The sequence below is a fragment of the Candidatus Pelagibacter sp. HIMB1593 genome, assembly GCF_052047755.1.
Taxonomy (GTDB): domain Bacteria; phylum Pseudomonadota; class Alphaproteobacteria; order Pelagibacterales; family Pelagibacteraceae; genus Pelagibacter.
Map to the genome: position 1 here is coordinate 619367 of NZ_JBNAJK010000001.1, position 17772 is coordinate 637138.

Annotated in this window: 17 protein-coding genes; 10 read left to right on the forward strand and 7 right to left on the reverse strand. The window is 30.2% G+C overall.

Annotation, left to right across the window (positions count from 1 at the left end):
* Positions 1 to 6: 6 nt before the first annotated feature.
* From ACTTA0_RS03175 to ACTTA0_RS03190, 4 genes are read left to right on the forward strand one after another with little or no spacing between them, the layout of a single operon-like run.
* Positions 7 to 1245 carry an NAD(P)/FAD-dependent oxidoreductase gene (locus tag ACTTA0_RS03175; RefSeq protein ID WP_440676064.1) on the forward strand — a complete coding sequence of 413 codons (1239 nt, stop codon included), beginning with the start codon at positions 7 to 9 and terminating at the stop codon, positions 1243 to 1245.
* A complete protein-coding gene (locus ACTTA0_RS03180) occupies positions 1238 to 2002 on the forward strand; it encodes a DUF1365 domain-containing protein (protein ID WP_440676065.1) in 765 nt (254 codons plus the stop codon). The genes ACTTA0_RS03175 and ACTTA0_RS03180 overlap by 8 nt, the downstream gene beginning before the upstream one ends.
* On the forward strand, positions 2002 to 3180 hold the full coding sequence (locus ACTTA0_RS03185; RefSeq protein WP_440676066.1) for a class I SAM-dependent methyltransferase: 1179 nt from the start codon (positions 2002 to 2004) through the stop codon (positions 3178 to 3180). Before ACTTA0_RS03180 ends, ACTTA0_RS03185 begins: the two co-directional genes overlap by 1 nt.
* Before the next feature lie 10 nt (positions 3181 to 3190).
* Positions 3191 to 3730 carry a DUF3833 domain-containing protein gene (locus ACTTA0_RS03190; RefSeq protein WP_440613940.1) on the forward strand — a complete coding sequence of 180 codons (540 nt, stop codon included), beginning with the start codon at positions 3191 to 3193 and terminating at the stop codon, positions 3728 to 3730.
* Here ACTTA0_RS03190 and ACTTA0_RS03195 read toward each other — a convergent pair whose 3' ends face one another.
* Positions 3731 to 4489: an SDR family NAD(P)-dependent oxidoreductase gene (locus ACTTA0_RS03195; protein WP_440676067.1), complete on the reverse strand. Its 759-nt coding sequence runs from the start codon at positions 4487 to 4489 to the stop codon at positions 3731 to 3733. It lies immediately after the preceding gene.
* A 21-nt stretch (positions 4490 to 4510) separates the two neighbouring features.
* Between ACTTA0_RS03195 and ACTTA0_RS03200 the strand changes: the two genes are divergently transcribed.
* A complete protein-coding gene (locus ACTTA0_RS03200) occupies positions 4511 to 4978 on the forward strand; it encodes a TspO/MBR family protein (protein ID WP_440676068.1) in 468 nt (155 codons plus the stop codon).
* A 2-nt stretch (positions 4979 to 4980) separates the two neighbouring features.
* Positions 4981 to 6084: an NAD(P)/FAD-dependent oxidoreductase gene (locus tag ACTTA0_RS03205; protein WP_440676069.1), complete on the forward strand. Its 1104-nt coding sequence runs from the start codon at positions 4981 to 4983 to the stop codon at positions 6082 to 6084.
* Between the two features lies 1 nt (position 6085).
* On the opposite strand, the gene ACTTA0_RS03210 is transcribed toward ACTTA0_RS03205, so the two are convergent.
* From ACTTA0_RS03210 to ACTTA0_RS03235, 6 genes are read right to left on the reverse strand one after another with little or no spacing between them, the layout of a single operon-like run.
* Positions 6086 to 7531 (reverse strand): protein adenylyltransferase SelO, encoded by a 1446-nt coding sequence (locus ACTTA0_RS03210; protein WP_440676070.1) that lies wholly within the window; start codon positions 7529 to 7531, stop codon positions 6086 to 6088.
* A 5-nt stretch (positions 7532 to 7536) separates the two neighbouring features.
* The gene (gene fdhF, locus ACTTA0_RS03215; protein ID WP_440676071.1) at positions 7537 to 10305 is read right to left on the reverse strand and encodes a formate dehydrogenase subunit alpha; all 2769 of its coding nucleotides are present in this window, start codon (positions 10303 to 10305) and stop codon (positions 7537 to 7539) included.
* Positions 10305 to 11960 carry an NADH-ubiquinone oxidoreductase-F iron-sulfur binding region domain-containing protein gene (locus tag ACTTA0_RS03220; protein WP_440676072.1) on the reverse strand — a complete coding sequence of 552 codons (1656 nt, stop codon included), beginning with the start codon at positions 11958 to 11960 and terminating at the stop codon, positions 10305 to 10307. Before ACTTA0_RS03220 ends, fdhF begins: the two co-directional genes overlap by 1 nt.
* Before the next feature lie 16 nt (positions 11961 to 11976).
* Positions 11977 to 12816, reverse strand: a complete 840-nt coding sequence (fdhD, locus tag ACTTA0_RS03225) for a formate dehydrogenase accessory sulfurtransferase FdhD (protein WP_440676073.1) — start codon at positions 12814 to 12816, stop codon at positions 11977 to 11979.
* A gap of 2 nt (positions 12817 to 12818) precedes the next feature.
* Complete coding sequence (locus ACTTA0_RS03230; RefSeq protein ID WP_440676074.1) at positions 12819 to 13295, reverse strand: HPP family protein; 477 nt, start codon at positions 13293 to 13295, stop codon at positions 12819 to 12821.
* Entirely contained in the window at positions 13296 to 13694 is a 399-nt protein-coding gene (locus tag ACTTA0_RS03235) for an iron-sulfur cluster assembly scaffold protein (protein WP_440676075.1), read from the reverse strand.
* A 24-nt stretch (positions 13695 to 13718) separates the two neighbouring features.
* Here ACTTA0_RS03235 and mobA point away from each other — a divergent pair, with 24 nt between their 5' ends.
* The 4 genes from mobA to ACTTA0_RS03255 are packed head-to-tail and all read left to right on the forward strand — an operon-like array spanning position 13719 to position 17771.
* On the forward strand, positions 13719 to 14342 hold the full coding sequence (gene mobA, locus ACTTA0_RS03240; RefSeq protein ID WP_440676076.1) for a molybdenum cofactor guanylyltransferase: 624 nt from the start codon (positions 13719 to 13721) through the stop codon (positions 14340 to 14342).
* Positions 14339 to 15592: a molybdopterin molybdotransferase MoeA gene (locus tag ACTTA0_RS03245; protein WP_440676077.1), complete on the forward strand. Its 1254-nt coding sequence runs from the start codon at positions 14339 to 14341 to the stop codon at positions 15590 to 15592. The genes mobA and ACTTA0_RS03245 overlap by 4 nt, the downstream gene beginning before the upstream one ends.
* Before the next feature lie 49 nt (positions 15593 to 15641).
* The gene (locus ACTTA0_RS03250; RefSeq protein WP_440676078.1) at positions 15642 to 16547 is read left to right on the forward strand and encodes a DMT family transporter; all 906 of its coding nucleotides are present in this window, start codon (positions 15642 to 15644) and stop codon (positions 16545 to 16547) included.
* Positions 16548 to 16553: 6 nt separating this feature from the next.
* Positions 16554 to 17771, forward strand: coding sequence for an aminopeptidase P family protein (locus tag ACTTA0_RS03255; RefSeq protein ID WP_440676079.1), 1218 nt, complete (start codon positions 16554 to 16556; stop codon positions 17769 to 17771).
* Position 17772 lies beyond the last annotated feature (1 nt).

The window sequence follows — 17772 nt, forward strand, 5'->3', positions numbered from 1 at the left end:
CCATTAATGAAAATTGCTGTAGTTGGTTCTGGGATATCAGGCTTAAGTGCTGCATATTATTTATCAAAAAAACATCATGTAGATCTTTTTGAGAAAGAAGATCATTTTGGTGGTCATTCTCATACAATAGATTTAATTTTTGATGAAAAGAAAGTATCTGTAGATATTGGTTTTATTGTATTTAATTTTCAAACCTATCCAAATTTAATTAATTTCTTTAAAGAAAATGATGTTCAGATTGAAAAAAGTGACATGTCATTTTCTGTATCAGTAGAAAATACAAACTTTGAATATTGTGGAAAAGGTTTAAATGGAGTTTTTTCTAATAGATCTAATTTGTTTAATCCTAATTTTTTAAAAATGTTTTTTGATATCATTAAATTTTATAAAAATAGTGATCAAATAAATGTTAGAGATCAAAAACTAACTTTAGGTGAATATTTAGAAAATAATAAACTATCAAAAATGTTTATTGATTACCATATCATACCAATGGTATCTGCAATCTGGTCTATGCCACCTTATGAAGCAAGTAAGATGCCAATAACATTCTTTTTAAAATTTTTTCAAAATCACGGGCTCTTTAAACTAAAAAATAGACCTCAGTGGTATACTGTAACCAATAGAAGTAGAACTTATGTGAATAAAGTAATTTCAAAGATAAGTGGTGAATATTTTAAAAATTATAAAATTAAAAAAATTATAAGAAAGTCAAAAGGTTTAGATTTATATTACGGCGGTGAAAGTGAATTTTTTGATTACGATAAAGTTGTAATAGCAGCTCACGCTGATGAAGCTTTAAAGTTGATTGATAATCCTACCAATGAAGAGAAAAAAATTTTATCTAATTTTAGTTATAAAGAAAATATTGCATATATTCATACAGACAAAAGAGCGATGCCAAAAAATAAAAAGGCCTGGTCCTCATGGAATTCATCAATAAATGACAAAGATTTAGAAAAAAATTCTATTACTTATTGGTTAAATCTTTTGCAAAACCTTAAATACGATGAGGATATTTTTTTAACTCTTAATCCTTATTTTGAAATTGATGAGAGTAAAATACTTAAAATAGTTAAATTTACTCACCCTTATTATGATCAACAAGCACTAGACGCTCAATCAGAACTATCTAGTTTGCAAAATAAAAAAGATTTGCTTTTTTGTGGGAGTTATTTTGGTTACGGTTTTCATGAAGATGGAATAAAATCATCGATTGAAATGCTAAAATACCTAAATGACTAACTCATGTATATATAACGGAAAAGTAATCCATAAACGTTTTAAACCTAAAGAGCATTATTTTAAATACAGTGTTTTCTCACTTTTAATTGATTTATCTGAGTTAAGAAAAATAGATCAGGAGATAAGCTTCTTTTCATTGAATAAGTTTAATTTAATTAGTTTTCATGAAAAGGATCATGGCGAACGGGACGGATCTTCACTTGAAGGGTGGGTAAAGAATAATTTAGAAAAGAATAAAATAGACACTAAAGGTATTAAAATTAAGCTTCTCTGTTATCCAAGAATTTTTGGTTATGTATTTAACCCTCTAAGTATTTTTTTCGTTTACAATCAAAATGACAAATTAGTTTCTATATTATATGAGGTGAAAAATACATTTGGTGAGCAACATACTTATGTTTTTAGGGTAGATAGTGAAAATAAATTAATTCAAAATAATTGTTCTAAAAAATTTCATGTGTCACCCTTTATAGAAATGAATTGTAAGTATTTCTTTAGAATTCTTAATCCTGATGAAAAACTTTCTGTAATCATTGATCAATACGATCAAGAGGGAAAAATTTTATTTGCATCTCAAGATGGAAAAAGAACAAACTTAAATAGTAGTCAATTATTAAAATCATATTTAAAGCACCCTCTGATGACTATAAAAATCATATCAGCAATCCATTTTGAGGCCTTTAAATTATGGATGAAAGGAATTAAGATTATTAAAAAAAAAATAAAAATAAGAAACAATTTAACGGTTGAAAATTAATGTTATTAAATAGAGCTGCAGATAAATTGGTTTTTAAATTTTTAAGTAAAATTAAAAATGGATACCTTGAAATAACTACCTATGAAGGTGAGATATTAAATTTTGGTTACCCCGATCAATCTTTAAAGGCAAATATTAAGATAAAAAATCCAAAATTTAATTATAATTTAATTAGAGGTGGAAGCATTGGTTTTGCAGAAAGTTATATGAGAGGTGAATTTGAAACTGATAATCTTTCAGATCTAATTGAGTTAACAGCTAGAAATATTCAAGTGATATATAAATTCTCAGGTTTGCTTGATCTGCCTATAATTAATTTTGTAAAAAATAAAATAATTAAAAATACGAAAAGTCGAAGTAAGGAAAATATTGCAAAACATTATGATCTTGGAAATGATTTCTTTTCATTATGGTTAGATGATACTTTAACTTACTCAAGCGCAATCTTTGATGATGGCTCAAAAAGTTTAAGCGTTGCGCAAAATAATAAATACCAAAAATTAATTGATCTAATCAAACCTAGTTCTGGTGACAAGGTTTTAGAGATTGGATGTGGGTGGGGTGGTTTTGCAGAATATTTAGGTAAGAAATATGATGTAAAGTTAGACTGTATTACTATTTCTAAAAAACAATTCGAATACGCAAAAGAGAGAATTCATAAATGTGGTCTAAATGAAAAAGTAAATATTGAGATTAAAGATTACCGAGATCTTCAAGGAAAATATAATTCGATCGCTTCAATTGAAATGATTGAGGCAGTTGGGCAAAATTATTTAGAGAGTTATTTTAAAACAATAAAAGATAATTTATCAAATGGCGGAAAGGCTGCAATTCAAGCAATAACAATTGACGATAGTTTGTATGATAGATACAAAAATAAACAGGATTTTATTCAAAAATACATTTTCCCAGGAGGATTTCTTCCCAACAAAAATAGCATCAATAGATACGTTTCAGATAATGGCTTAATAATTAATTCATACATTTCATATGCAGATCACTATGCAGAAACGTTAGCTATCTGGAGACAAGAGTTTTTAAGAAAGTGGGATCAAATTAAAAATCAAGGATTTGATCTGACTTTTAAAAGAATGTGGGAATTTTACTTATCTTATTGTGAAGCTGGATTTAAATCTAAAAATATTGATTTGATTCAATTTTCAATGCAGAATAAATAACATCAATAATATGAAAATAATTAAATCAATTTCGTTGATAATTCTGGCTTTCTTAATTACAAGTTGCTCAAATAATAGTGCCATGAAACCAGAAGATTTTAAAAATAAAGAACCTAGATTAATTATTGAAGAATACCTAACAGGAAATGTCAAAGCTTGGGGTGTTTTACAAAATCGATCAGGAAAAGTTACAAGACAATTTTCAGCTGATTTAGACGGAACATGGGATGGCAAACAACTAATTTTAAAAGAAAAATTTAATTGGGACGATGGTGAAGTTCAAGACCGAGAGTGGACAATTACTAAAATAGATGAACATAATTATGAAGGTACAGCAGGAGACGTTGTTGGAAAAGCAATAGGATATTCTTACGGACCTGCGTTTAAATTTGAGTATGTGTTATTAGTTCCAGTTAAAGGAAAAGAATTAAAAATTACTTTTGATGATTGGATTTTTAAACAAGATGAAAGAGTTGCAATCAACAGAGCTACAATGACTAAGTTTGGATTTAAAGTAGCAGAGCTAACTGTTGTATTCGTTAAAGATTAATTATTTCTTTTGATGCTTAGTCATCTTTCCTACTAATTTAAAATAAAGTTTACTCGGAAGAAAACTAAAGAACTTTAAAGTTAAAGTAAGTGCTTTAGGAAAATGTATCTCGAAAACATTTTTATTAATTAAGCCATCATAGATTTGATCAGCAGCAAATTCAGGTGTTTTCAAAAATGGCATTTTAAAATCGTTTTTATCAGTCATAGGTGTTTTAATAAATCCAGGAGAAACTAAACAAACTCGAACATTGTACCTTTTAAAATCAAAATATAAACTTTCTGCTAAATTGTTTAGTGCAGATTTAGATGGTCCATAACCAGTTGAATTAGGTAATCCTCTATAACCAGCAATAGATGAAACTATAGTAATTATACCATTTTTTCTTTCTCTATAATATTGTTCCACTGCTTTAATGGAGTTCACTGTTCCAAAAAAGTTTACTTTAAAAACATCTTCCATTTGTTCAACATCGATTTCTTTTTCTTTTTTTGGATTCCATGTACCAGTTGAAAAAAAACATATATCAATATTTTCAAACTTAGTTTTAATCTGATTGAAAACTTCTATACATTTTGCTTTATCAGTAACATCTAAAGGGAATGATGAAATATTTTCATAATTACTTGAAAGTTCATCCAAGAGCTCAACTCTTCTCGCAGATACAGCAACATTCCATCCTTTGTTTGCAAATTTAATTGCCAAGGCTTTACCTATTCCTGTGCTGCCTCCAGTTATCCAAATAGTTTTTTTGCTCATTTTTTGTTATGTATAAACATTATGTTAAAAAATAAAATTGTAACATTTATATTATTTCTTATCATTACATTTTCAGCTTCATTAATTGGAGGATTAGCTACAGTTACTTTCAAAGAGCCTTGGTATTCTCTATTAAATAAACCTGTTTTTAATCCACCAGACTGGGTGTTTGGTCCAGTATGGACAATTTTATATTTATTGATGACAATTTCTATTTGGATGTATTGGCATTCGAAAAATAAAGAGATGAATACAGTTTATATTTATTTTATTCATTTAGTTTTCAATGCAACTTGGAGTATAGTTTTCTTTGTATTTCACAACATGGTTTTAGCTTTAATAGTATTAGTTGTGTTAATTGCATTTATTATCAATCTAATCATAAGATTTAGACGCGTCACAATGATGAGCTCGTATTTAATGATTCCATATTTACTTTGGTGTTGCTTTGCTCTAATTTTGAATACAAGTTTGATAATATTGAATTAATTATGGATGATGTTGTTGTAGTTGGTGGTGGAATAATTGGAGCAGCAACAGCTTATTTTCTCTCAAAAGAAGGGAGAAAAGTAAAAGTTATTGAAAGAGATCCAACTTACAAAACAGCCTCATTTCCTTTATCTTTAGGAGGTTTTAGAAGACAATTTTTTCAAAAAGAAAATATTTTACTTGGTAAATTTGCAAGAGAATTTATTTTTCAAATACCAGAATTATTGAAAACTGAAAAAAATCCTAATCCAACAGCAAGTATGGTGACCAATGGTTACCTTTTGATGTTTGGTCCTGAACATGCTGAAGAACAATATAAAGCTTTAGAAAATCATAAAGAATGTGATGCTGGTACAAAAAATATTAAAGGCTCAGAGCTATCAAAAGTATTTTCATATATAAATGATGAAGGTGTTGAGACTGCTACTTACACAGATAATCAAAGTGAAGGTTGGATTGATCCTTTTATGTTTCATAGTGCACTGAAAAGTAAGGCAATAGAACTTGGAGCAGAATTTATAAAAGGAGAGGTTAAAAGTCTTTCAGAGATAAATGCTAAAACAATTGTTTCGGCAGCTGGTTGTTGGACTAAAGAATTATTAGAAGACATTCCTGTTGAGCCTCAAAAACACACAGTGTTTAGAGTAAAATGCCCAACATACATAAAAGAAATGCCTTTAACTGGTGATTTAACTACAGGTGTTTATTGGAGACCTGAGGGTGGAGAGTATTTAGCAGGATCACCATTATCAGTATTTGGCGCAGATGATTTAGAGCCAGCATGGAATGATTTTGAAGAGTTAGTTTGGCCAGCACTAGCAAAAAGAATACCAGCTTTTGAAGAATTAAAATTAACGGGGGGATGGGCAGGTTATTATGATTGTAACAGATTAGATAATAATGCTGTTGTTGGAAAGCATCCTAAGTACGATAATGTTTATATGGCTACTGGTTTTACAGGAAGAGGATTAATGCAAGCTCCAGGTATTGGACGAGCACTAACAGAATTGATTACTACCGGCTCGTATCAGACAATTGATATTAGTGATTTTTCAGTTGAGAGAGTATTGGGAAAAAGTGCAAGACCTGAGCCATACGTATTATAAATTAGGTTCCACAAAAAGTTTGATACTTTTCATTTCCAATTGGGGCAGGTTTTTGAAATTCAATAATATTTTTTTGATCAGAGTAAGGATTACTTAAAACTTTTAAAAGTTTATTCATTGTTTCTAGATTGCCTTTGTCTGCATCAGCTAGAGCCTCTTCTACTTTTTGATTTCTTGGTATAATAAAAGGATTATTTTTTTTCATAAGTTCTAAATATGTGTCAGATGAATTATTTAGTTTTACTCTTTTTTGCCATTCATTAATCCAACTTTTAAATCCCTCATTTTTGTAGATCTCATCATCAAAGTCAACACCCATTAAATAACAAAAGGTGTTTGTGTAATCTGCATTATTATTTTTCATCCAATCTAAAAGTTTATTAATTAATGTTAGATCATCTTTATCTTCACCAAATAAACCAAGTTTATCTCTCATCATATTTAACCATTTCTCTTCATAAATATTTTGAAAGTTATCAATTAAGTTTGTTGCAATTTTAATCGCTGCATCCTCATCTTTATCAATAAGTGGGATCAGACATTCTGCAAATCTTGCTAAATTCCATTTTGTAATTGGTGGTTGATTTGAAAAAGCATATCTTCCAAATTTATCTATAGAGCTAAAAACAGTTTTTGGATCATACTGATCCATAAACGCACATGGACCATAATCAATAGTTTCACCAGAAATAGTCATGTTATCGGTGTTCATTACTCCATGAATAAATCCAACCCTCATCCAATTAATGACCAACTGACATTGTTTTTCCATTACAAGACTTAATAAATCTAAAGCTTTGTTTTTAGAGGACTTAATTTCTGGATAGTGTCTATCAATTGTGTAATCAACCAATGTATTAAGATCCTCTAGATTTTGAGTAGCTGCAATATATTGAAAAGTTCCAACTCGAATGTGACTGGATGCAACTCTTGTTAAAATTGCTCCATTTAACAAATTTTCTCTAACAACTTTTTCTCCAGTTTTAACAACCGCAAGACTTCTTGTTGTTGGAATATTTAAAGCGTTAATTGCTTCACTAATTATGTATTCTCTTAACATTGGACCTAAAGCTGCTCTTCCATCTCCACCTCTAGAAAAAGAGGTTCTTCCTGAGCCTTTAAATTGTATATCGAAACGTTGATTTTTATTATCTATATGCTCTCCTAATAAAACTGCTCTACCATCTCCAAGCATAGTGAAATGACCAAATTGATGACCAGCATATGCTTGTGCAATTGAATTGGTTCCATCAGGTAAACTATTTCCTGAAAATATTTCAGCTAATTTTTTTTTATCTATTCCTGAAAAGTTTAAATTTAAATTTTTAGCAAGTTCTTCATTTAAAATAACAAGTTCAGGTTCATGAACTGGTGTAGGCTTGATGTCTTCTTTAAATGTTTTTGAAAGTTTTGAATATGAATTATCAAAATGCCAACCGATGGTCATTTTAATTAACTAACTTCAGCTTGATGTTCTTTTGGCTTAACTTCTGTTTTAAATTGATTAGAAATTTTTTGAACCTCAACTGATGAAACTTTGTATTCTGCACACATAGTTTCTTCATCTTTTCCATGACCAGTAACCATATTGACCATATGTTCTGGGAAGTGGAATGTTGTAAATACAATTCCTTCTTTAACTTTATCTGTTACTTCAACTTTTAAAGCAACTTCTCCTCTTCCAGAATATAATCTTCCAATATCACCTGTATTTAAATCTCTATGAGCTGCATCTTTAGGATGAATTAATAAAACATCTTCATCAACAATGTTTATATTTTTTGTTCTTCTTGTCATTGTTGCTGCATTGTAGTGTTGTAGAACTCTACTTGTGGTTAAAATTAACGGATAATCTTTTTGATTAGCTTTTATCTCACTAGATTCTTTCCAATCAAAGTTTTTCAATCTTCCTTTTCCAAGTTTAAATGTTTCAGTGTGTAGAATTTGTGTATCTGTACCATCTTCTTTTACAGGCCATTGTAATCCTAATTTACCAAGTCTCTCTCTAGTAACACCTTTAAAGAATGGAACTACATCAGCAATCTCTGCTAATACTTGATCCGCATCATAAGATGGTTGATCAAAACCTAATTTTTGCATCATCTCAGTTACAATTAGTCCATCTGGTTTTGTACCTGGTAATGGAGGAACTGCTCTATTAACTCTTTGAATTCTTCTTTCAGTATTTGTAAAAGTTCCATCTTTTTCTAGGAAAGTAGTTCCTGGTAAAACTACAGTTGCAAGTTTTGCAGTCTCACTCATAAATATTTCTTGAACTACTAATAGCTCTAATGAGTTCATTGCCTCAATAACATGTGCACTATTTGGATCTGTTTGAACTATATCCTCACCAATAATCCATAAACCTTTTAGTTCTTTACTGATTGCAGCTTCAAACATTTGAGGGATTTTTAAACCTGGTTTAGTAGGGTGAGTTACACCATATTTTTCAGTATAAAATTTTTGATTGTTTTCATCTGCAACCTCAAAATAACCTGCACCTTGGTGAGGCTGACATCCCATATCCGCAGCACCTTGTACATTATTTTGGCCTCTAAGCGGATTTACTCCAACACCTTTTCTTCCAATATTTCCTGTAATCATTGCTAAATCAGCAATTAACATCACTGTTTTAGAGCCTTGTTCGTGTTCAGTAACTCCTAATCCGTGGAACTCCATTGAATTTCTAGCTGTTGCATAAGCAATTGCAGCTTCTTTAACTAATTGTTTATCAACACCAGCAACTTTTGCTAACTGATCAACATCTTGTCTTTCAATTTCTTTTAAGAAATTATCAAAACCTTCTGTTCTATCTCTTACAAAGTCAGCATTATAGAGTTTAGATTTAATAATAAAGTGTAACATCATATTTAGAACCGCAACGTTAGTTCCTGGTCTAAGTTTGATATGATAATCTGCAAGTTTAGCTAATTCAGTTGTTACTGGATCAAGGACAATTAATTTTTTACCTTTCATCACTTGCTGTTTAATTTTTGCTCCTGTTACTGGGTGAGCATTAGTTGGATTTGCACCAATAACTAAAAATAAATCTGCATGATAAATATCTTCTGTTGAGTTAGTTGCAGCACCTGTTCCAAATGTTTGCTGCATACCCCAAGCTGTAGGTGAATGACAAATTCTTGCACAACAATCGACACTGTTAGTTCCAACAGCTGCTCTAATCATTTTTTGGAAAACATAGTTTTCTTCGTTTGTACATCTTGCAGAAGAAATTCCAGCAAAAGCATCTGGTCCGTTTTCTTTTGTAATTCTATTCATTTCTTTTTTGATAAAGTCATACGCTTCATCCCAACTCGCTTCTTCAAATTTTCCATTTCTTTTAATTAACGGTGTTTTTAATCTGTCAGGGTGTTCATAAAAACTAAATGCGTATCTTCCTTTAATACAAGTATGACCAGCGTTTACTTCTGTTTGTTTAGGAGTATCTATTGCAACCACCTTATCATCTTTAATAGATGCTTCTAAGTTACAACCAACACCACAGTACGAGCAAGTTGTTCTAACTTTTTTATCTACAGCTGCAGATTTAGATTGGAATACATCTGAAATTGCATCCGTTGGACACGTATGAGCACAAGCTCCACATGATACACAAGAACTGTCTCCAAACATCATATCGTTGTCTGTTGTAATTCTAGATTCAAATCCTCTACCACTCATTGTTAAAACAAATGATCCTTGAATTTCATCACATGCTCTTACACATCTTCCACAGTTAATACAGTTATCTAAATTCATTCTCATGTAATCATGAGAAGTATCTCTTGGAATTCCTTTATGTTGTTTAGGACTATTGTATCTATGATCAGCAACACCTAAATCATTGGCAACTGTTTGAAGTTCACAGTTATTGTTTACTTCACAAGTATCACACTCCATAGGGTGATCAGTTAAAACTAATTCAACAATATTTTTTCTAAGACTTGTTAATGCTTCGTTTGAAGTAAATATGTGCTGGTTTTCTGCAACTGGTGTATGACAAGATGCAACTACTCTAGTTGGACCGTCTTTTTCTAAAGCAACTTCAACAGAACAAACTCTGCAAGCTCCATAGGGTGCTAAGTTAGGGTCATCACATAAAGTTGGTACCTTTTTTTCACCAACATAGCTTTTAACGAATTTTAAAATAGATGTATGATTAGGACCTATTTCGTAAGGTTTTCCATCAATATAAGCAATTTTTCTTTTCTCTGAGCTCATTAATTATCTTTCACCATATCATTTTTCATTTCATCGCCAAAGTATTTTAGGATGTTTTGAATAGGAGTTGGGATCGCTCCACATAAAGCACATAAGCAGCCTTTTTGCATAGTAACCAACAATTCTTCTAGTAATTTTAAAGGAATTTTAGCCGTTTTCTTCTTAGCTTGATCAAACATTTCCTTTCCTCTGTAAGATCCAAGTCTTCCAGGAAAACATTTCCCACAAGATTCTTCTGCAGAAAATTCAAATAAATGATGAATATATTCAGCCATTGGAAAATCTTTAGGGATACTAACTACACTTGCGTGACCTAACATAAAACCTTTTGCAGTAAACTCTTGAAAATCTAAATTTAAATTTTCTATTTCACTCAAAGGAACAACTCCACCTAAAGGACCTCCTATTTGAAAAGCTTTAACAGGCTCTTTGTATCCACCACCAATTTCATTAAATATTTTTTTCATTGGTGTTCCCATGTCAATTTCATAAACACCTGGATTGTTAAAGAAGCTATCTAAGCAAACTAATTTTGTTCCAGCTGACTTTTTATTTCCAACTGAAGAAAATTTTTCTGATCCATTTAATAAAATTCCTGTTGCAGCTGCTAAAGTTTCAACATTGTTAACCACTGTTGGTTTTTTATATAACCCTTCTGTTACAGGGAAGGGAGGTCTTACATCTACTTCAGCTCTTCTTCCTTCAATAGATGCTATCAAAGCTGTTTCTTCTCCACAAATATATGCACCTTGACCAATGCAAATTCCAAGATCAAAAGAAAAATCTGTTCCTAAAATATTTTCACCTAATAAATTTAATTTTTTAAGTTCATTAATACATCCATTGATTGCTTCGATCGATTTTGGATACTCACCTCTGATGTATAAAACTCCTTCATCACTTCCAATTACAAATCCACAAAGCACCATTCCAAAAATAACTTTTAACGGCTGATCTTCTAATAGGTATCTATCTGAAAAAGCTCCTGAGTCACCTTCATCTGCATTACAGATAACATATTTCTTATCACCTTTTGCTTTACTACAGAAATCCCATTTCATTCCTGTTGGAAAACCCGCGCCACCTCTTCCTGTTAGGTTTGAATCTAATAATGATTTTACTATTTCTTTTTTATCTGTTTTTAAAAATTTACTTAACTGTTCTTTAAATTGATTCATTGATAATAACTTATCATCCATTAAAAAACTTGTTGTTGCATAGCTTTTAGAGAAAAATTTTTCTTGTTTAATTTCTTCACCTTTTAAAATTTGATCAATCTTTTCAATATCTTTCCCAGCATAATTTTCACCATCATAGTGAAATGCATGATTTTCATAACAATGACCTAGACAAAACATCTCTCCAACTTTATCATCACCTAATTTTTCTTTTAATTTATCTTTTAGTTTGTCTTGAGTACCTGCACACATGCATGCACTTCCGTTACAAACGAAAGCTTTTTTTTCTCTATGTGAAGGTCTTAAAAATTCATAAAAAGATTCAGCACCGTGAAGTGTTGAAACTCCAAGGTTATGTTTTTTTGCAATTTCTTTAATATCTTCTGGGTTTTCACTTAAAGTATTCTCTGAAATTTGCTTAAATAGGTTGTCTTTTAGGCCAATTCTTCCAGATAAATTACTTATATTTTTTGACACAATTTCCTTTTTTTTATTATTCCACCTTAACTTTTTTGTTATTTGTGTAAATATTAAAACTGTCCCTCTTTACGAAACCTATGAGGGTAATGTCAAACTTATTAGCTAAATCGATGGCTAGACTTGTTGGCGCACCAACCCCGATCATAATCCCAATATCTGTCATCAGAACCTTTTGAACTAGCTCAAAGTTAAGTCTCCCAGAACACGTAATAAATTGATCTTTTGGATCAAATTGCTTCTTCTCCAAAGCACAACCAATCATTTTGTCTAAAGCGTTGTGTCTTCCAACATCCTCTCTTAGAGCTATCAATTTTCCATCACTATTAAATAGACCACTTGCATGGATACCACCAGTTTTGCTGAATTCAGACTGACCTTCTCTTAAAATATCAGGTGATTGGATAATTACATCTTTTGAAATTTTAGCTTCAGAGGCATTTGTCTTTGTAGTTTTAATTATCTCGAGCGCATCCAATGAAGATTTACCACAAACACCACAAGAGGAGTTAGTTAAAAAGTCTCTTTTAATTTTTGATATGTTGACATTTTCTGAATTATTGAGTGTTGCTAGCACTTTATTTTGAATTTTATATTGACCAACTTTGTCTCCATAACTTTCAATACTATCAATATCATATAAACTTTTTACAATTTGTTCATTAAATAAAAATCCTCTTACAAGATCCTCATCATTACCAGGAGTTCTCATAGTAATAGATAAAGTTTGTTCAACCCAATTATCTTTTTCTTTATACTTTAAAGAAATCTCTAATGGTTCTTCAATTGAAACTAAATCTTCAACGTCTTTAAAATTATTAGATGAATACTTTAAAACTTTATATTTTGAATTCATAATTATTTTAAAGGATAGTTTTTTTGCAATAAATATTTATTGATTATGATCGCTAATAATAAAATTATGATGCATCCAAAAATAATTGGATTAATTAAATAATCATAAGAAGCACTACCAATAATTACAATTATTGGGTTTCCTCCTGCAGGAGGATGAACAACATTTAACAAAATCATTAAGAAAACTCCAACACCTACTGCAAATGCAATACTCATATAAATTGGAAGTGGAATAAAATTAACAAATAACACACCCACCAAAGCAGTTAACAAATGTCCAAAGAAAACATTTTTTGGTTGAGCAAAAGGACTTTCAGGAAAACCAAACAACAAAACCATGGACGAGCCAAATGATGCTGCAATAAAATATCCAAGTGTGCTCTTGTAAGTTAATACTGTAAGTACTCCTATAGTGATTGTTGAAAAAAAACCTGCAATCAATGCTTTTTGCAATAATGGTTTTGTGATTTTTATCATTTAAATTTTTAATGCTTTAACAATAGTTTTTAAAGGTAAAAGCAAACATTCTTTCCTTGAAAGATTTTTTTTATCTAAAATTTCTTTAAAATCTTTCCAGTGTTTTTCTAGACTTACTTTAACATCTTCAAACAATTTTTCACCAGCTGTAACAAAATCTTTTATTTCCTTTAAGTTTTTATCCTTAATTTTTCTAGATAATAAGCTTACGGATGCTTGGCAATAAATACAAGATTTACACTGATAACCCATATCTTTTACAACGTCATCTTTGACAATTAAGCTTATTTCCATTTCATCTCCACAAATTGGATTTTTGTTTTTTGATTTATGAGTATAGTTTTCTAAAACTTTATTATTTTCTGTGTGAGACGCGATTTCTAAAATTCTTAAATCCATTTAATTTCTTTAATTCAACTTTGAATGTTTTATATTTTATTCATGGAACATATCAATATTTTAGGAACAGTGCTAGCAGGCGGGAAGTCACAAAGGTTTGGTGAAGATAAATCTCAGATATTGCTAGCTGATAAAATGTTAATTGATTACATCTTGGCAGAAATAATTGATGAATTTAAGGAGGTATTAATTGTATCTAATAATTCAATTAATTTTACTAATTCAGATAAAATTTCACTAATTGGAGATATTCAAAAATATCTTGGTCCTCTAGGTGGAGTTCTTTCAGCAATGAAATGGGTAAAAGATCATAACAAAAACTATAAATGGATAGCAACTTTTCCAGTAGATACTCCCTTTTTTAAAAAAGAAATTTTACAGCAATTCATTAATCAAATTGATGAAAATGAAAGTAGTTTATTTTTTATAAAATCAAACAATACTAGGCATAACATTTTTGGTTTATGGTCGATGAGTTTATTAGATCAATTAGAAGATGATCTAGAAAAAGGGGCTAGAAAAGTTGAATTGTGGGCAAATAGTATTGGAGTTAAAACAATTAATATGGAGTTTCCAAATCAAGATCCTTTCTTTAATATCAATACAAAAGAAGATTTAGAACAAGCTAAAGAATTATTAAAAAAATGATTAGTTACGATCAATCTAGAAAAATTTTAAAAAAAGCAAAAATTAAAATTAAAGATGAAATTATATTAAGTGAAAATTCTCTTAACAGAGTGATTTCAGATAACATTTATTCAAAGATCAATTATCCATCAGAAGATAACGCTGCATTTGATGGATTTGCAGTTAAATCAAAAGATACTGATGGAATTAAGAAAAATTCACCAAAACAATTCAAAATAATTGGATCTATTGCAGCAGGAACAAAATCATTAAATAAAAAAATTAAAAAATATGATGCTGTTGAAATAATGACAGGTGGTATAATTCCAAAAGGTTTTGATACAATTATTCCAATAGAACAAATCATTTTTTATCCAAATAAAAATAATAAAAAATACATTTTAGTTAATCAAAAAATTAAAAAATTTAATCATGTAAGATTTGCAGGTTCAGACTTTAAAAAAGGTGAGATGGTTGTCAAAAAAAATACAATTATTCAACCAAATCATATTTTAGCTTTTAAAACTTTGGGGATAAAAAAGATTAAAGTTAAAAAGAAAATTAATATTTTATTTTTTTCAACTGGAAACGAAATTACAGATCGAGACAATGTTCCAAACTGGAAAGTTAGAAACTCTAATAGTCATTATATCAAAAACCTTAAAGAAAGCTTTTTATTTAATTTTAAAAATGGTGGAATACTTAGAGACAATCATCAAAATATTTATAAATCACAAATTAAGAAACTTATAAATAGTGATACTGATATATTGATAACTTCAGGCGCTGTTTCTGCTGGAAAATATGACTATATTCCAAGTGTTGTTAAGGCATTTAAATTATCCAATTATTTTAAAAGTGTAGCAATTCGGCCAGGAAAACCAATTTTATTTGCCAAAATTAAAGGAAAACAAAAAGCAATCTTTGGACTTCCAGGAAATCCAATGTCATCATCTGCTTGTTTTAGATTTTTCGTTATCCCTTTTATGGAAAACATTTTAGGGCTAAGTGAAGAACAGCCAATTAGGGCAACTTTAAAAAATAGTTTTTCAAAAAAACAGAATTTTACAAGGTTTGCAAAAAGTAAATTAAGCACAACTAAAAATGGAAAAATAGAGGTAGAAATTTTACAAGGGCAAGAGTCTTTTAGAGTAAAATCTTTTGTTAAATCAAACATTTGGTCTTTGTTACCAGCAGGGAAATCAAAATTTAAAAAAGGGGACATCTTAGATTGTTTTTTCCCCAACCACTCAAATCAATCTTTGATTTAGAAACGTATTTTTGTTGTAGAAAAATCTTTTTGGAATTAGATTTCTACAAATGTTAGAGTTAAGAAATCCAAAACTTGCTGTCCCAATTGTGCTGTTTGCTGGCATATTATGGTCATTTGGACCTTTGGTTGTAAGGTATATGGATAGTCCCAATCTTGTTCCTTGGCAGTATATATTTGGAAGAGGTTTAACTATTTTTATTCTACTTAATCTTTACTTATATTTTGAAGAAGGAAAAAACTTCTACAAAAATTACTATAAAATAGGATTATCAGGAGTAGTTGGTGGCTCAGGTCTTGGGGTTGCAATGATCACGTTTATTTATTCTATAACAAACACCAGCGCTGCTGTTACTTTACTTTGTTTGGCTGCAATGCCTTTCTTTACTGCACTTTTAGCATTTTTATTTCTTAGAGAGCGAATTTCACTTAATGTTTGGATATCAATTATAATTGCTTCAGCAGGTATATTGATTATGGCAATTGGTAATACTGGTGAGAAATCTTTAATTGGTTTTGTATTTGGACTTACCTCATCTATAGGTTTTTCCGTATTTTCAGTTTCATTAAGATGGAGAAAGGAAACTCCAAAATTTACAACAGTTGCTTTTGCTGGTTTCTTTTGTTTTGTGTTTGCATCAATTATGATTTTGTCTACTGGACAAGCATTCTTTGCTACGAGTTATAATAGTTCATTATTTTCACTACATGGATTTTTGGTTTGTTCAGGATTAATTTTATATTCAATTGGTTCAAAAGCTATTCCAGCTGCTGAGTTAACATTATTGTCTTTAACAGAAGTTGTGGGTGGAATATTTTGGGTTTGGTTACCAATTTTAGGAATTAACGAAGTGCCATCAACAAATACAATAATTGGAGGTTTTTTTCTGTTTGTATCTTTATTCTACTACAGCTTAATTATGAGATGGAATAAACGATACATAGCATTAAATTAAATTATTATGGAACGACCAGATTTTTTTGAACTTAAAAATGGTGAAAAAGTAAAATTACCATTTACAGATAAAGAGTATAACGATCGAGTAAGTAAACTTAGATCAGTGATGGATAAAAATAATTTAGATATGATTATTTTAACATCCATGCATAATGTTGCGTATTACACAGGTTTTATTTACTGTTCTTTTGGTAGACCATACGGATGTGTGATTACTCAGGATAAAATCTCAACAATTTCAGCTAATATTGATGCAAGTCAACCATGGCGTAGATCGCATTGTGATAATGTTATTTATACTGATTGGAAGAGAGATAATTTTTTAAGAGCAATCGTATCAATTATTGGAAGAGATGAGCCTCCAAAAAACATTGGAATTGAAAATGATCATGTCACTTTAGATATGAGAGAAAAAATAGGATCTATTTTTACTTTCTCTGTATTTAGTGATGTTTCAAAAGATCTAATGAAACTTAGAATGATTAAATCTGATGAAGAAATTGAGATCATTCGAAATGGTGCAAGGATTGCAGACATTGGTGGTGAAGAAATAGCTAAAAATATTAGAGAAGATAACACGGAGATCGAAGTAGCAATAGCAGCAAGAGATAGAATGGAAAGGGAGATTGTGAAAAGTTATCCAGGTGCAGAGTACATGGACACCTGGGTATGGTTTCAATCTGGTATCAATACTGATGGAGCACACAATCCAAAGACTAATAGAAAATTAGTTAAAGGAGATATTTTATCTTTAAATACTTTCCCAATGATCTCAGGGTATTACACTGCACTAGAGAGAACTTTGTTTTTGGATCATGCAGATGATGCATCACTTAAAGCTTGGGAAGCAAATGTTAAAGTGCATAAGCGAGGATTAGAATTAATTAAACCAGGTGTTAAATGTTCAGACATTTGTCATGAGCTAAATGAATTGTTTGCAGAACTTGGTTATCTTCAATACCGAACATTTGGCTATGGCCATTCATTTGGTATGCTTTCACACTTTTATGGAAGAGAAGCTGGTTTAGAATTAAGAGAAGATATTGATACTGTTCTTGAGGAAAATATGGTGGTGTCTATGGAGCCAATGATAATGATCCCAGAAGGCAATCCTGGTGCTGGTGGATATAGAGAACACGATATATTAGTTATTGGTAAAGATGGGACGGAAAACATTACAAAATTCCCCTTTGGCCCAGAATACAATATAATTAAAAATTAAA

Excerpts from the sequence above, each read along its gene's own strand:
- ACTTA0_RS03175 (WP_440676064.1), top strand. The coding sequence starts at position 7 with ATGAAAATTGCTGTAGTTGGTTCTGGGATATCAGGCTTAAGTGCTGCA.
- ACTTA0_RS03180 (WP_440676065.1), top strand. The coding sequence starts at position 1,238 with ATGACTAACTCATGTATATATAACGGAAAAGTAATCCATAAACGTTTT.
- ACTTA0_RS03185 (WP_440676066.1), top strand. The coding sequence starts at position 2,002 with ATGTTATTAAATAGAGCTGCAGATAAATTGGTTTTTAAATTTTTAAGT.
- ACTTA0_RS03190 (WP_440613940.1), top strand. The coding sequence starts at position 3,191 with ATGAAAATAATTAAATCAATTTCGTTGATAATTCTGGCTTTCTTAATT.
- ACTTA0_RS03195 (WP_440676067.1), bottom strand. The coding sequence starts at position 4,489 with ATGAGCAAAAAAACTATTTGGATAACTGGAGGCAGCACAGGAATAGGT.
- ACTTA0_RS03200 (WP_440676068.1), top strand. The coding sequence starts at position 4,511 with ATGTTAAAAAATAAAATTGTAACATTTATATTATTTCTTATCATTACA.
- ACTTA0_RS03205 (WP_440676069.1), top strand. The coding sequence starts at position 4,981 with ATGGATGATGTTGTTGTAGTTGGTGGTGGAATAATTGGAGCAGCAACA.
- ACTTA0_RS03210 (WP_440676070.1), bottom strand. The coding sequence starts at position 7,531 with ATGACCATCGGTTGGCATTTTGATAATTCATATTCAAAACTTTCAAAA.
- fdhF (WP_440676071.1), bottom strand. The coding sequence starts at position 10,305 with ATGAGCTCAGAGAAAAGAAAAATTGCTTATATTGATGGAAAACCTTAC.
- fdhD (WP_440676073.1), bottom strand. The coding sequence starts at position 12,816 with ATGAATTCAAAATATAAAGTTTTAAAGTATTCATCTAATAATTTTAAA.
- ACTTA0_RS03230 (WP_440676074.1), bottom strand. The coding sequence starts at position 13,295 with ATGATAAAAATCACAAAACCATTATTGCAAAAAGCATTGATTGCAGGT.
- ACTTA0_RS03235 (WP_440676075.1), bottom strand. The coding sequence starts at position 13,694 with ATGGATTTAAGAATTTTAGAAATCGCGTCTCACACAGAAAATAATAAA.
- mobA (WP_440676076.1), top strand. The coding sequence starts at position 13,719 with ATGTTTTATATTTTATTCATGGAACATATCAATATTTTAGGAACAGTG.
- ACTTA0_RS03245 (WP_440676077.1), top strand. The coding sequence starts at position 14,339 with ATGATTAGTTACGATCAATCTAGAAAAATTTTAAAAAAAGCAAAAATT.
- ACTTA0_RS03250 (WP_440676078.1), top strand. The coding sequence starts at position 15,642 with ATGTTAGAGTTAAGAAATCCAAAACTTGCTGTCCCAATTGTGCTGTTT.
- ACTTA0_RS03255 (WP_440676079.1), top strand. The coding sequence starts at position 16,554 with ATGGAACGACCAGATTTTTTTGAACTTAAAAATGGTGAAAAAGTAAAA.